Source organism: Desulfatiglans parachlorophenolica (genome assembly GCF_055394735.1).
Genome location: NZ_AP042460.1, coordinates 5104674 through 5117694, shown reverse-complemented (window position 1 = coordinate 5117694; position 13021 = coordinate 5104674). Strand labels below are relative to the sequence as shown.

General features: G+C 58.3%; 16 protein-coding genes. 10 read left to right on the top strand and 6 right to left on the bottom strand.

What is annotated here, in order from left to right:
* Nucleotides 1–225 precede the first annotated feature (225 nt).
* The 10 genes from ACZ500_RS23735 (at nucleotide 226) to ACZ500_RS23690 (ending at nucleotide 8895) form a co-directional block, all read left to right on the top strand.
* Entirely contained in the window at nucleotides 226–1134 is a 909-nt protein-coding gene (locus ACZ500_RS23735) for an ABC transporter substrate-binding protein (RefSeq protein WP_464229903.1), read from the top strand.
* 44 nt (nucleotides 1135–1178) lie between these two features.
* Entirely contained in the window at nucleotides 1179–1874 is a 696-nt protein-coding gene (locus ACZ500_RS23730) for an ABC transporter permease (RefSeq protein ID WP_464229902.1), read from the top strand.
* Between the two features lie 4 nt (nucleotides 1875–1878).
* A complete protein-coding gene (locus tag ACZ500_RS23725; RefSeq protein ID WP_464229901.1) occupies nucleotides 1879–2892 on the top strand; it encodes an ATP-binding cassette domain-containing protein in 1014 nt (337 codons plus the stop codon).
* 263 nt (nucleotides 2893–3155) lie between these two features.
* Nucleotides 3156–4094, top strand: coding sequence for a substrate-binding domain-containing protein (locus tag ACZ500_RS23720; protein ID WP_464229900.1), 939 nt, complete (start codon nucleotides 3156–3158; stop codon nucleotides 4092–4094).
* A gap of 125 nt (nucleotides 4095–4219) precedes the next feature.
* Nucleotides 4220–4360, top strand: coding sequence for a hypothetical protein (locus ACZ500_RS23715; RefSeq protein WP_464229899.1), 141 nt, complete (start codon nucleotides 4220–4222; stop codon nucleotides 4358–4360).
* A gap of 62 nt (nucleotides 4361–4422) precedes the next feature.
* Nucleotides 4423–5814, top strand: coding sequence for an FAD-binding oxidoreductase (locus ACZ500_RS23710; RefSeq protein ID WP_464229898.1), 1392 nt, complete (start codon nucleotides 4423–4425; stop codon nucleotides 5812–5814).
* Between the two features lie 312 nt (nucleotides 5815–6126).
* The gene (gene hflK, locus ACZ500_RS23705) at nucleotides 6127–7191 is read left to right on the top strand and encodes an FtsH protease activity modulator HflK (protein WP_464229897.1); all 1065 of its coding nucleotides are present in this window, start codon (nucleotides 6127–6129) and stop codon (nucleotides 7189–7191) included.
* Entirely contained in the window at nucleotides 7188–8147 is a 960-nt protein-coding gene (gene hflC / locus ACZ500_RS23700; RefSeq protein WP_464229896.1) for a protease modulator HflC, read from the top strand. Before hflK ends, hflC begins: the two co-directional genes overlap by 4 nt.
* Before the next feature lie 17 nt (nucleotides 8148–8164).
* The gene (locus ACZ500_RS23695) at nucleotides 8165–8314 is read left to right on the top strand and encodes a hypothetical protein (RefSeq protein WP_464229895.1); all 150 of its coding nucleotides are present in this window, start codon (nucleotides 8165–8167) and stop codon (nucleotides 8312–8314) included.
* A gap of 98 nt (nucleotides 8315–8412) precedes the next feature.
* Nucleotides 8413–8895 carry an amino acid-binding protein gene (locus ACZ500_RS23690; RefSeq protein ID WP_464229894.1) on the top strand — a complete coding sequence of 161 codons (483 nt, stop codon included), beginning with the start codon at nucleotides 8413–8415 and terminating at the stop codon, nucleotides 8893–8895.
* On the opposite strand, the gene recJ is transcribed toward ACZ500_RS23690, so the two are convergent.
* The 6 genes from recJ to ACZ500_RS23660 form a co-directional block, all read right to left on the bottom strand.
* Complete coding sequence (gene recJ / locus ACZ500_RS23685; protein WP_464229893.1) at nucleotides 8839–10665, bottom strand: single-stranded-DNA-specific exonuclease RecJ; 1827 nt, start codon at nucleotides 10663–10665, stop codon at nucleotides 8839–8841. The two genes, ACZ500_RS23690 and recJ, sit on opposite strands and share 57 nt — an antisense overlap.
* A complete protein-coding gene (gene kdsB, locus ACZ500_RS23680; RefSeq protein WP_464229892.1) occupies nucleotides 10632–11384 on the bottom strand; it encodes a 3-deoxy-manno-octulosonate cytidylyltransferase in 753 nt (250 codons plus the stop codon). The genes recJ and kdsB overlap by 34 nt, the downstream gene beginning before the upstream one ends.
* 9 nt (nucleotides 11385–11393) lie before the next feature.
* On the bottom strand, nucleotides 11394–11765 hold the full coding sequence (gene queD / locus ACZ500_RS23675; protein WP_464229890.1) for a 6-carboxytetrahydropterin synthase QueD: 372 nt from the start codon (nucleotides 11763–11765) through the stop codon (nucleotides 11394–11396).
* A gap of 14 nt (nucleotides 11766–11779) precedes the next feature.
* Nucleotides 11780–12064: a zinc-ribbon domain-containing protein gene (locus tag ACZ500_RS23670; protein ID WP_464229889.1), complete on the bottom strand. Its 285-nt coding sequence runs from the start codon at nucleotides 12062–12064 to the stop codon at nucleotides 11780–11782.
* Between the two features lie 238 nt (nucleotides 12065–12302).
* Entirely contained in the window at nucleotides 12303–12413 is a 111-nt protein-coding gene (locus ACZ500_RS23665; RefSeq protein WP_464233111.1) for a hypothetical protein, read from the bottom strand.
* Nucleotides 12414–12643: 230 nt separating this feature from the next.
* Nucleotides 12644–13006, bottom strand: a complete 363-nt coding sequence (locus ACZ500_RS23660; RefSeq protein WP_464229888.1) for a hypothetical protein — start codon at nucleotides 13004–13006, stop codon at nucleotides 12644–12646.
* Nucleotides 13007–13021: the final 15 nt, after the last annotated feature.

Here is a 13021-nt window from a genome sequence, read left to right as displayed (position 1 = left end):
CCATTCGGAAGCGCCTACCGGACATGGGCGCCTTTCCGTCCGGAAATGGTTTTTTTGGCAAACCGGGTCCCGCCGCGAAGCGGTAGGACTAAGCACGCGCACCATGTGAAGAAAAATTCCTCCTTTCCGGACTGGAAATTTTGTCGTGCCGGATGCTCTTTTCCGGATGGATATCAAATGATCTTTTCCAGATGAAATCCGTTCTTCTCTATCGAGGGGCCATCCATGATGAAGCGATTCATTCTACTTTCCCTTATCGGGGCAGTCATCCTGACCGTGCTGCACATCGAATGGGTTTGTGCGCAGGGCACCCTAAAAATGAGCACAACCACCAGCACAGAAAACAGTGGACTTCTGGATTTTCTGCTGCCGGAATTTACACGCGAAACGGGGATCGACGTCCGAGTTCTGGCGAAAGGGACCGGCGCCGCCCTGCGGGACGGGATGGACGGGAACGTGGACATCGTCTTCGTACATGACAGACCCCGCGAGGAGCGGTTCGTGGCCGAAGGCTTCGGGGCCTACCGCCTGCCCGTGATGCACAACGATTTCGTCATCCTGGGTCCTTCAGAAGACCCCGCCGGGATCAAAGGCCTCAGGGAGGCCTCCGCTGCCATGAAAAAGATTTACGAGAACCGCTCGAAGTGGATATCGAGAGGGGATGACAGCGGCACCCATGCCAAAGAACAGGCCCTTTGGCATGCGGCCGGCGCCCCAATGATCATCGGAAGCAGGGTGGTCACCCTTTCCGGTCAATCGAAGACCATCGATCAGGCCGAACCGGCATCCTCCGCAGACTGGTATGTCTCCATCGGTCAAGGGATGGGCAAGACGCTGACCTTTGCCGAAGAAAAACAGGCGTACACCCTGGCCGACCGGGGGACATTCCTCCAATACAAGTACGGCCGGGACCAGGGGTTGGACCTCGAGATCCTGTGCGAAGGCGACCCTGAACTCTTCAATCCCTACGGGATCATCCCCGTCAGTCCGGAGAGGCACCCCCATGTTCAATTCGCGGCAGCGGAACGTCTGGCGAAATGGCTGGTCTCCCCCCGGGGACAACGGTTGATCGGCGAATACCGGATCCATGGCCTGCAAGCCTTCTTCCCGGACACCATCGCCTCCGAGCCGTGAAGCCTTCTTGACCGGACGCCATTGGCCTTGGGGCACCGCCTTCCATGGAATTTCTGAGCAAGAGCATCCTTTCAGCCTTTCTGCTCATCCGCGACCTTGACCCGGAACTCATCGCCATTGTGCGCCTTTCGCTCGAAGTCAGCTGCCTTTCAACGGCCCTGGCGGGCATTGCGGGCGTCCCGGCAGGGATCTTCGTCGCTCTGAACGAATTCCCCGGGAAGCGGCTCTGCATCACGATAGGCAACACCCTTCTGGCCCTCCCTACGGTTGTGGTAGGCCTCTTCGTATACGCATTCATTTCGAGGAAGGGGATATTCGGCCCTCTCGACCTCCTCTATACGCCTGCCGCGATCGTCATCGGCCAAACCATCCTCCTTTTCCCCGTAATAACCACCTTCGTCTTGTCAGCCGTAGCGCGCCTCGATGAACGGTACCACAAGACAGCCATGACTCTGGGAGCCGGCCCCTTCCGCCTTGCGTGCACCATTGTCAGAGAGAGCCGTTTCGGCATCATGGCAGCCTTCATTCTGGCCTTCGGCCGCGTCATTGCCGAGGTCGGCGTCAGCATGATGCTCGGCGGAAACGTGAAAGGCTATACCCGGACCATTACCACCGCCATGGCCCTGGAGTACGACAAGGGCGAATTCACACTGAGCGTGGCGCTCGGGATGGTCCTTCTCGCGGTAAGTTTCTCCGTCAATATCCTGTTTCATTTCATCCAGGGCAGATCGAGGGCCTGAGCGCATGATATATCAGATCTCCAACCTGGTCAGATCAGCGGGTCTAAGGAAGATCCTGGACATTTCCGACCTCGTGCTCGAAAAAGGCCGCATCACCGGCATCCTGGGGCCCAACGGCGCAGGGAAGACCACCCTTCTCGAGACCCTGGCCTTTCTGCAAGCTCCAACCAGCGGAAGGATCCTCTTTGACCACGAACCTGTCCCATGGTCGTCCTCACGGGCCTTGAGGCGTCTGCGTCGAAAGGTGGTTCTGGTTCAGCAGCATCCCATCCTGTTCACAACAACGGTCTTCAAGAATATCGAGTACCCTCTGGCTGTCAGGAACATCCCGGCCGCCACACGCAGAAACCTGGTTGAAGAACTCCTCGACACCGTCGATATGAAGCCCTTCCGATCCTCTGAAGCCCACCGTCTTTCCGGAGGAGAAACCCAGCGTATTGCCATTGCCCAAGCCCTCGCATGCCATCCGGAGGTGATTCTTCTGGACGAACCGACCGCCAATGTCGACCGGGAACATGAAGGGCAGATCGAGACCCTGATCGAAACCATCAACCGCTCGAAGGGTATTACCGTGCTCTTTGCGAGCCACAACCTGGATCAGAGCAACCGGCTGGCTGATCGAACCGTGTTCCTCTACGAAGGCCGTGCGACCCGCGCCGCCTACGAAAACGTTTTTCGCGCGGAGGTCACTCTCGAGGGCAAGGCTGCGATCCTCTGGGAGTCAGGCAAACGCATCGAACTGAATCTTCCCGGGCAACCCCCTCCAAATTCCCATTACATTGCTATCGACCCGCATTCCCTCCAGATCCTTCATCGGAAACCGGACGCATCTTCCCATTCCAGCTTCCAGGGCAGCCTGGTGGAACTCCGGCTCGAGAAGGGCAGGGTAAGCGCCCTGGTGGACGTCGGTCTCCCGCTTACCGTATGGATGGACGAACGTGCATTTCAGAAATCGGATTATCATATCGGCGACGCCGTCTCCGTCACCTTGGAAGGGACTGGAATTGAATGGCTTTGAAGAACCGCCGCCTGATCAGGGTTTCCAGTTGGTTTCCATCCGGATGACCTTTTTTCTTCGCCGGCTTCGCCGCTCGGCACCACCCCCCGGGGATGGGGCCTGGTTCAACCCATCCCGGCATGAATTTGCACGAAGCATTTCCGTGGGCCCATTGGGATGAAACGGTCGATTCCATGAATCCAGGCTTCTGTAAAAGACAAACGATCCCTCGCCCTGACGGGGCTCCGGATTCATCTCAGAATTCACCCGAGGAGGAACACGCAATGACCGGACAAAAGCTGTTCACAACCCGCGAGGTAGCCCAGTTTCTGAGCATCAACGAGAAGATGGTGTACACGCTGGTATCCGAAAAAGGCCTGCCCGCGACCAAGGTCACCGGCAAATGGCTGTTCCCCCGTGATCTGGTCGAACGCTGGATCGAACTGAACACCCTCAACCATCCCGGCCTGCCGGGTCCTTTGCCGCCCTACGACGGGCTTCTGATCATCTGCGGCAGCAACGACATCCTCCTCGACCGGGCGATCTCCCTTTTCAACCGCCTGCATGACAGCCACGTAGCCGTTTTTGGCAACCTCGGGAGCCTCGGCGGGATTCGCTGCCTGAAACGGAATCTCTGCCATATCGCTTCCAGCCACCTCCTCCAGGCAAACGGGGAGGAGTACAATTTTCCCTTCGCGCGGGAGGAACTCGGCCAGGTGCCGGCCATCGTCAATTTCTGCCGCCGTGAACAAGGCCTGATCCTCCCACGGGGCAATCCTCGGAACATCGAGGGGGTCAAAGACCTGGCAAAACCCGAGGTCAGGATCATCAACCGGCCCGTGGGGACGGGAACCCGTCTGCTTCTGGACAACGAACTGGCCAAGGCCGGAATCGAGGGCGATAAGATCGCGGGATACCGTCATGAAATGGAGCGCCACATCGATGTCGGTCTTGAAATCCTCGCCGGACGAGCCGATGCCGCCCCCGGCATTCGGGCAGTGGCGGGTTTGCTCGAACTCGATTTCCTGCCCATCCGCTGGGAACGGTTCGACCTGTTGATACCCAAGGACCGTTTTTTCGACCCGGGGGTGCAGATGTTTCTGGGCCTCCTGCACGAAAAGGCCTTCAAGGAGTTGGCCGGGGGGCTGCTGGGATACGGCCTCGATCATTCCGGGAAGATGGTCTTCCCGCAAGCTATCCCCGCCGCGGCCGATGCAGCGTAAGAGATGCCGTCCGGACCGTCCTGAGCCGTTTCCCCATTGACTTCGAACACCAGCCGTGCGAGAAATGGAGGGCAATCGAGTTCGGGTTTCTGACGCCTCCCTTCGGGCCGAATCTCTTCATTACCATGGGCATCACCCGGAAGGACCCCCTCGAGGTCAGCCGCTCGGTGGCCCCGTTTCTGACCGTGCTCCTGGTGGACGCCCTGGCGCTGATCACCTGTATTCCATCCAAATCACTCTTTTTGCCGGAGATCTTTCTGATGTAATTTCCAATGCAAAAGAGATCTTTCCGGACAGATCCTTCCGTAAACAGCGAGGTCCCGCAACGATGACCTTCACACAGCTGTCTGCAGACCATCTCGAGGCGCTGGGCGCCATGCTCGGTCCCGGCTCCCTCTCCACAGGGGAGTCCAACCTGGACCTCCATGCCTGCGATCAATCCCATCATCCGCGCTGCCGCCCGGAGGCCGTCCTCTGGCCGACCCGAGAGGAAGAGGTCTCGAAGGTCCTTCAATACGCCGACGAACATCACATACCGGTGACGGGCTGGGGATCCGGTTCGAGTCTCGAAGGGAACCCCATTCCCGTGTCGAAGGGCATCGTCATCGATTTCAGCCGGATGAACCGCATCCTGGATATCCGCCCGCAGGACTTCCAAGCGGACGTCGAACCGGGGGTCATCTACCAGGATCTCAATCAGCGACTGCGGCATTCCGGGGTATTCTTTCCGCCCGACCCCGGCGCGCGCGCAACCCTCGGAGGGATGATCGCCAACAACGCCAGCGGAACCCGCACCGTGCGGTACGGCTCTACCAAGGACTATGTGCTGCGGCTCAAGGTCGCCCTGGCCGGAGGGGAAATCATCGAGGTCGGCAACCGCGCCTCCAAGAGCTCTTCGGGCTATGACCTGCTGCACCTGTTCGTCGGGTCCGAGGGCACCCTGGGCCTGGTGGTGGACGCCACGGTCCGCCTCGTCGGGATCCCGGCGGAATGCTCAGCCGTCATCGCCGCCTTCGAATCGGTTGCCTCGGCCGGCAAGGCGGTCTTCGAGATCATACGCGGCGGTCTGGACCCGGCGGCGCTCGAAGTGCTTGGCCCTGAATGCATCCGGCTGATCAACCGGGAAAAATCCCTCGCCCTGAGGGTACACCCGACCCTTTTCATGGAGTTCAGCGGCCCCTCGAAAAACCAGCTCGCCGAGATCCTCGAGATGGTGCGATCCATCACCGATGAAAACCAATGTTTGGAATTTCGGTCAGGTCTCGGGAAGGAAGAGTGGGACACCCTTTTCAGGGCCAGGCACGAACTGGGAGAAATGATCATCCGGAGCCACCCCGGCCGCGGCTTTCTGACGACGGACGTGGCGGTGCCGATCTCCACCTTTCCTGAAGTGCTGGATTTCGCGGCCGAGGAATCGACGACCCTTCCCCTGCCTTTCTACATCTTCGGCCATGCGGGGGACGGCAACATTCACATGGCGATGATGGGCAAACGAGGTGATGACGCCGATTGGGCCGCCATCGAGACGGTGAACCGGAAGCTCGTCCTCAAGGCCATTTCGGTCGGAGGCACCGCCACCGGCGAGCATGGAGTCGGCATCGGAAAGCGGCGGTTCATGGAAACAGAGCACGGCCGAAGCCTCGCCTGGATGATGCGGGTGAAAAATCTGTTTGACCCGAACGGCATCCTCAACCCGGGGAAAATATTCCCGGTGCCATGAAGCCTTCGCCGCAACCCGAAGACCCGCGCAAACCGGTCGGACGCCCTTGCAGGAAACTCCTCTGTAACCTTCAAGACGGCGGCCGCCCCGGATGGACCTTTCTTTCTTGACGTAATCACCTTTTACCGCTATCTTTTGAGCTACATGTTTTTAGACTATTCTTTTTTAAACATTAATCGTGCGCGTCCAGACACGATTTCGGGCATCGACACCTTTCCAGACCCAGAATCTGCTGGCCCTGGAATCCCGCCCTGACATCAGCCGTTTCCACCCGGAAATGCATCATGACATAAACCGTTCAGGAGTTGCTACATGGCCTGGGATTGGGACAAACTGCAGGAACAGAGGAAGAAGGCATCGGGCGGAGATGCCGGACCGCCTCCCAACGTCAACGAAATCTTCGAGAAGTTCAAAAGCTTCAAAGGCTTCAAGGGCAGGATCCCGGGCGGGACGACGCTGATTATCCTCGTCATTCTTCTCTTTTACCTGGGATCTACCTCCGTCTACACCGTCGCGGTCGATGAGGTAGGCATCGTGCAGAGGTTCGGCAAGTATGTCCGAATGACACAACCCGGCCTCAGCTTCAAACTGCCCAATGGAATCGAAAAGGTCAGCAAGGTCAAGGTCCGGTATGTCTTCAAGGAAGAATTCGGGTTTCGGACCGTGGAAGCAAACGTCCGATCACGGTATGCAGCGAGCGCCCCTTATGAAGGCGAATCCCTCATGCTGACCGGCGACCTGAATGTGGCCGTGGTCCCCTGGATCGTCCAATTCCGCATCAACGATCCCTACAACTATCTCTTCAAGGTCAGAAATGTTCGGAACACCCTGCGCGATCTCTCGGAATCCACCATGCGCCTGGTCGTAGGCGACAGAAGCATCAATGAGGTCATCAGCAAACGTGAAGAGATCGCCAACCAGGCGCAGGAACTCCTTCAGAAGGAACTCGACGAAGCGGAAACGGGGATCAAGGTTGTCACCATCGAGATGAAAAAGACCAACGTCCCGGAAACCGTGCAGCCGTCTTTCAACGAGGTCAACCAGGCAGTCCAGGAAAAGGAGCGTATGATCTACGAAGCGCGGGAAGAATACAACAAGGTCATCCCGGCGGCCAAAGGCGATGCCGAAAAGACCATCCGCGCCGCAGAGGGGTACGCCCTCGATCGTGTCAACCGGTCACAGGGCGATGCCACTCGATTTGAGGCAATGTACGACGAGTACGACAAGGCCAGGGATGTCACGCGCAGACGGCTCTATCTCGAGGCTATGCAGGAGATCGTACCCAAGATGGGTGAAAAATATATTGTCGACGCGGAGCAGAAAAATTTCCTGCCGCTTCTCAACCTCGGCCGGCCGCAAGGAGGGAGCAAGCCATGAAACTGAAATTCGTTCTGATCCCCCTGCTCATCCTTGCCGCTGTGGTTTACTCCTCGGTCTATGTGGTTGACGAAACCGAACAGGTCGTCGTCACCCAGTTCGGCCGAGCCATCGGCAGCCCCAAGACCGAACCCGGACTCTATTTCAAGCTGCCGGTCATTCAGCAGACCAATTACTTTCCCAAGAACCTTCTCGAATGGGATGGAGACCCCGGGCAGGTCCCGACCCTGGACAAGACCTTTATCTGGGTGGACACCTTCGCCCGCTGGAAGATCGTCAACCCGCTCCTCTTCTTTGAAACCGTCAACAACGTCACGGGGGCAATGGCCCGCCTGGACGACATCATCGATTCAGCCGTCCGCAATTTCATCACCTCCTACCCCTTGATCGAAACGGTCCGAAAGACCAACCGCGAACTCGACACCTTCGAGGTCGGCATCACCGATCTGGCCGACACCCGCTATCTTGGCGAAGTCACGCTTGGCAGACAGAAGGTCATCAAGGGCATCCTGGAGCAATCCCAGCCGAAGCTGGACGATTTCGGCATCCAGTTGGTCGATGTCAAGCTCAAACGCATCAATTACGTCGAGGAGGTCCAGAAATCGGTCTATGCCCGGATGATCGCCGAGCGGAAACAGATCGCCGAAAAGTTCCGCTCGGAGGGCAAGGGTGAAGCCCGCAAGATCGAGGGCAACCGAGATAAAGAATTGAAGCGCATCTCCTCCGAGGCCTACAGGACAGCCCAGGAGGTCAAGGGAAAGGCCGATGCCGAGGCCACCCGGATCTATGCCCAGGCCTACAACAAGGATCCGGAGTTTTATTCTTTCCTCAAATCCCTCGACCTCTACCGCAATGCAATGGACAAGGAGAGCGCCCTGATCCTTTCGACCGATTCCGATCTGCTTAGATTTTTCAAGAGCTACGAAGGGAAAGCCGCGATGCCCACAATAGATTAGGTAGCTTCCACCCGGAAATGGTCTTTTGGGCCAATCTCAGCGTCAATCTACACGTTTGCTTGTGCGGCGACCTGCAGGTTGCCTCCGCACAAATGCTTAATTTCATAGATATTGCCCAAACCGGGACCCGCCCCGAGGGAGTGGAACCAAGCAAGCGAAGCTTGTGAAGAAAGATCCTCATTTCCGGATTGGAAACTTTGCCGCGCCGGATGCTCTTTTCCGGCGGTTTGCCGTCATTGTCTTTTGAGACAGGGGGTTAGCGCCTATGGTCAGGACCGAGATTTCTCTGTTTCTGAAAAACGCGCCCGGTGAACTGGGCGCCCTCGCCGGCCGTCTGGCCAAAGCCGGCATCAACATCGACGCCCTGACGATTCAGGATGCCTCCGATTACGTACAGGGCATCTTCAAGGCCAGGGGCAAGTCCCTCAAACGCATCGCCCCGGCCGCCAGCTACGGGTCGATGCAGAAAGACTCAGCCGATTACGCCCTCATCCGCCTGCTGGTCGATAAAACGGACAGGGCTATGGATCTCCTGACAAAGGGCGAATATGTCTTCGACATCATACCGGTGATCGCCCTCGAGATCGAACACCGGCCGGGGACGCTGGCGGCGATGGCCCAAAAGTTCGGGGAGGAGGGCATCAACATCAACTATGTCTATGGATCCGCGCTTCCGAGGGGAAAGAAGTCCTTATTCGTATTCTGCCCCGAGGATATCGAACTGGCCGCGCGCATCTTCAAGGATTGACGGCACCGGCTCATCCGACGCGGCCAGATCGAGCAGCTTCAGCTGGATCCTTTCCGTACCCTGCCAAGTGTTCTTTTCTGGAACAAATGCCAGGCTGACCCGTTTTCCCTTCGCCGGTGCGAGGTCGCCCATACCAAAACCGATGGCATCAAGAACACATCCATCCTGCACGACACTCATCTTCAGATGATTGTCGCCCACCAACCGCGATTCGAAAACGGCAACATCCCGCACCATCAAACAAGGCTCGGGGTTCCCCGCGCCGTAGGGCGCCAGCGCGGCAATTTCGGCAAGCGTGCGAAAATGGATGTCGCTCAATGAGACGACCGCATCGATATCCAGCCCCGGTGTCAGACTTGCTTCGTCCAACCGCTCCTGGGCAAGCCGTTCAAGGTCTTTTCGAAAGGCGTCGAGATTATCCCGCTTGAGTGCAAAACCGGCGGCATGGGCATGCCCCCCGTAGCGTTCGAAGAGGTGGGACATCTCGCTGAGGGCCCCGAAGAGATTGAATCCGTCGATGCTCCGCCCCGATCCGATCCCCAGTCCATCCTGAAGGCTCAGCACCACCGCCGGTCTGTGGTATCGGTCCACCAGCTTCGAGGCTACGATGCCCAGAACCCCCGGATGCCAGTTCTCACCACACAACATGAGGGTTCTCAGGTTGTCGATATCCTCCATGGAGGCGATCTGCGCCTCGATCTGTCTCAGGATCTCCTTTTCGAGCCGCTGCCTTTCATGATTCAATGCGGTCAGCTCCCTGGCCGCGCGCTCGGCCTGGGCCGTTTCACGCACGGTCAGGATCTCCAAAGCCAACCCGGCCCCGCCGAGCCGACCGGGTGCGTTGAGCCGCGGGGCCAACCGGAAGGCCACGTCGTCGGCCGTCACAAACAACCCGCCTATCTGGGCAGCGGCCTTCATGGCCGCGATCCCCTCCCATCTGCTCTCGGCCATCATTTTGAGACCGCTGCTGACCAGGATGCGGTTCTGACCAAGCAACGGCACGCGATCCGCCACCGTCCCCAAGGCCACCAGGTCAAGATACTCACGCAGATCCGGCTCTTTCCGGGTCTCGAACCATCCCCGCTCCCGCAGGGCGGTGCGGAGGGCAACGGCGAGAAAAAAGGCGACACCCACACCAGCCAGTAGCCTCAGAGCGGGAGGACCGCCTTTTCTGTGAGCATTGACAACCACGCACGGGGAGCGATAATTCTCAGGGACTCTGTGATGATCGGTAACGACCACCGTCAAGCCCACGCGCTGCGCTGCAGCGACGGCCCTATAATCCGAACTGCCGCAATCCACGGTGATCAGGAGCTTCGTGCCGTCAGCGGCGATTCGGCGGACGGCCTCCCGGTTCATCCCGTACCCTTCGCGCAGGCGATTGGGGATATAGGCGGATGCCTTCACGCCAATCGCATCGAAAAAGTGGATCAGGACGGCCGTAGCCGTAATACCGTCCGCGTCGTAATCCCCGTAGACAGTGATCTTCCAATCCTGTTCGATGGCGTGCTGAATGATCCGCACCGCTTCCGCCATATCGGGAAACGACATGGGATCGTGAAGAGAGGCCAGACGTGGGTCAAAAAAATCCTTTGCAGCCCGTGGATCGCTCACCCCCCGATGGAGCAGGAGATGCGCCTGCAAGGTGGTGAGACCCGCTTGCCGGCTCAAGCCGCGGGTCTCGGGGAAAACGGGCTTCAGTTTCCATACGCTGTATCGCGACACCCCCCGGGCCCTCAGGCGTCTTTCCGGCTGGGTGCGAGCAGGCATTCTTCCACCCTGCGCACATCCGCAGCGACATCCACTTCAATGGAGTCAAAAGAGGCCTCGACGACCCGCATTCTGAAACCGTTTTCGAGTACACGCAGCTGCTCGAGCTTTTCCGCGGATTCGAGCCGCCCCTCCGGCATCCGGCTGAACCGCTGCAGGAAGTCCATACGATAAGCATAAAAGCCGAGATGTTTGTAATACACTCCCGCTGCACCCTGCTCACGGTAAAAAGGGATGGGGGCCCTGGAAAAGTAAAGGGCGAAGCCGGCAGCATCCGTCACAACCTTGACGTGGTTTGGATTGGCAACCTCTTCCGGGTTTCTGATCCGGAATTTGAGGGTGGACATGCAAAGGTCGGGGTCTGCGATGAATGGTCCGACCAAGTCCGTCACCACGGACGGATCGAAAAGGGGTTGATCACCCTGAATATTGACGATGACGTCCTCGTCTTTCACCCCCAGCGAGGTCGCGGCCTCACAAATCCTGTCGGTCCCGGACACATGATCCGGCCGCGTCATGATGACGCGGCCCGCGAAGGACGTCACGCAATCCGCAATCCGAGAGTCGTCCGTAGCGACATAGACACCCGCGAGGGCCGTGCACTGCACGGCCCTCGCGTACACATGCTGGATCATCGGCCTGCCGGCGATCAGCACCAGCGGCTTGCCAGGCAGACGGCTGGATTGATACCTGGCAGGGATAAAGGCGTAGATATCCATCTTGAGGATCTATGGCTTGGAATAGCTGGCGCAGGCGTTTTCTGATTCCCAGGCGATCACCCTGCTGACGTGGATCCGCCCGTCGTCAAGCTCCGCGGCAAGGCGCTCGAAGATGTAGCGCGCGATGTTTTCAGAGGATGGATTTTCTGTCCGGAAGGGATCGAGGTCATTCAAAAAGCGGTGATCCAATACATCCAGCACCCTCTGAGTGGCATCCTTGACCACCCTGAAATCGACCAGCAGCCCGTCGTCGCCAAGGGTATCCCCTTCAACGAAGACCTCGATGCTCCAGTTGTGCCCATGGAGCCTCTCGCAGCCGCCTTCGTACTCGCGCAACTGGTGGGCCGCCGCAAAATGCGTAACGATCTTCAATTCATACATTGGGCCGGAACCCCCTATTTTTCATCTGCAGGGCTCTGGTCCGCGCCGGATTCCCAGACTTTCCCGCACTCGGTGCATCTCCCGTTGACAATGATTCCCGTGCAGCTTCCATCCGGGCACAACACACGGTTCTCGAAATCGAACTCATCCTCCCCCTGGTCGGCTGAAACCGCGGGCTCTTCACGCCCCTCCATCGCGGCTCCGCACTGCATACAATACAAGGCCTCTTCCAGATTCTCCACCCCGCACTTCGGGCAGGGGCGCCCGGGAATATCCTTCTCGCAGAAAGGGCATTTCATCGCATCTTCCTTTCTTCATCTATGGGCCGGACCCGACTTTCACCGCAAAGCCCCGCCAAACAGAACCCGCCCCACATACCTTCGGGGAAACCCGCCCGTATATTCCTAGCCAAATAAGACCCCGCTGTCAATCTTCCTCTCACCCATACCCCAAGAAAACAGCGCGACCGCAAACCCAAAAACACGACATGCGGCAGAAATCCTGTCTGCAGGATGCCCGGCGGTGTCTGCTTTGCCATCAGCTCTTCTTGGATGTAATGGTTTGAAAAGACCCTATCTGCTGCTTTACCCGGGCGCTTTTGCACTTCGGACAGCGCACCTTTGTCTTTTCATGTTCGGACAGTGTCATCACCAGGGTGAACCCGGTTCCGCACTTCTCACAAAGATAATCGTACGACGGCATGTCAATCCCTCCATGCCCGAGATCCACCGCCCTTCGAACTGTCAGCCGCCTGTCCCAGGCAATGGCTTCACATCGCCTTACCTCGGGATCCAAAGTCCCGGTTCAGCCCAATGCGCCCAAAAGGAGGCACCAAGTGGGCACCGGCTCGTCCAGAGCCATTCCCTCATGTCGAAACCTTACCACAACCGGATAAATTTACGCCCCTCGCGCAGCTCCCCCCGCACCTTTTCCATGTGTCTGAGAGCGGCGATCTCCTTTTCGAGATCCGTTGGTTTGAGCCCCAACGCCTTGCATAGGGCCTCCGGCTCTACGCCGCCGGTCTCTTTCAGAATCGAGAGGATGCTCGCCTGCCGCTCCGTGACCTCAGAGGCGTGCCCCATGCTCCGCTCCAAGGATTTCGCACTGTGCACCGCCCAAGGGTCACAGGTGCGAGCCGGAGACAGGGCATCCATGTAGCAGTCCTCACACATCACTTCCTGATTCAAAAGACGTTCTTCACCCGACTCAATGGCACTGCCGCAACGTTTGCAATTCATCATCTTTCTTCTCCTGAA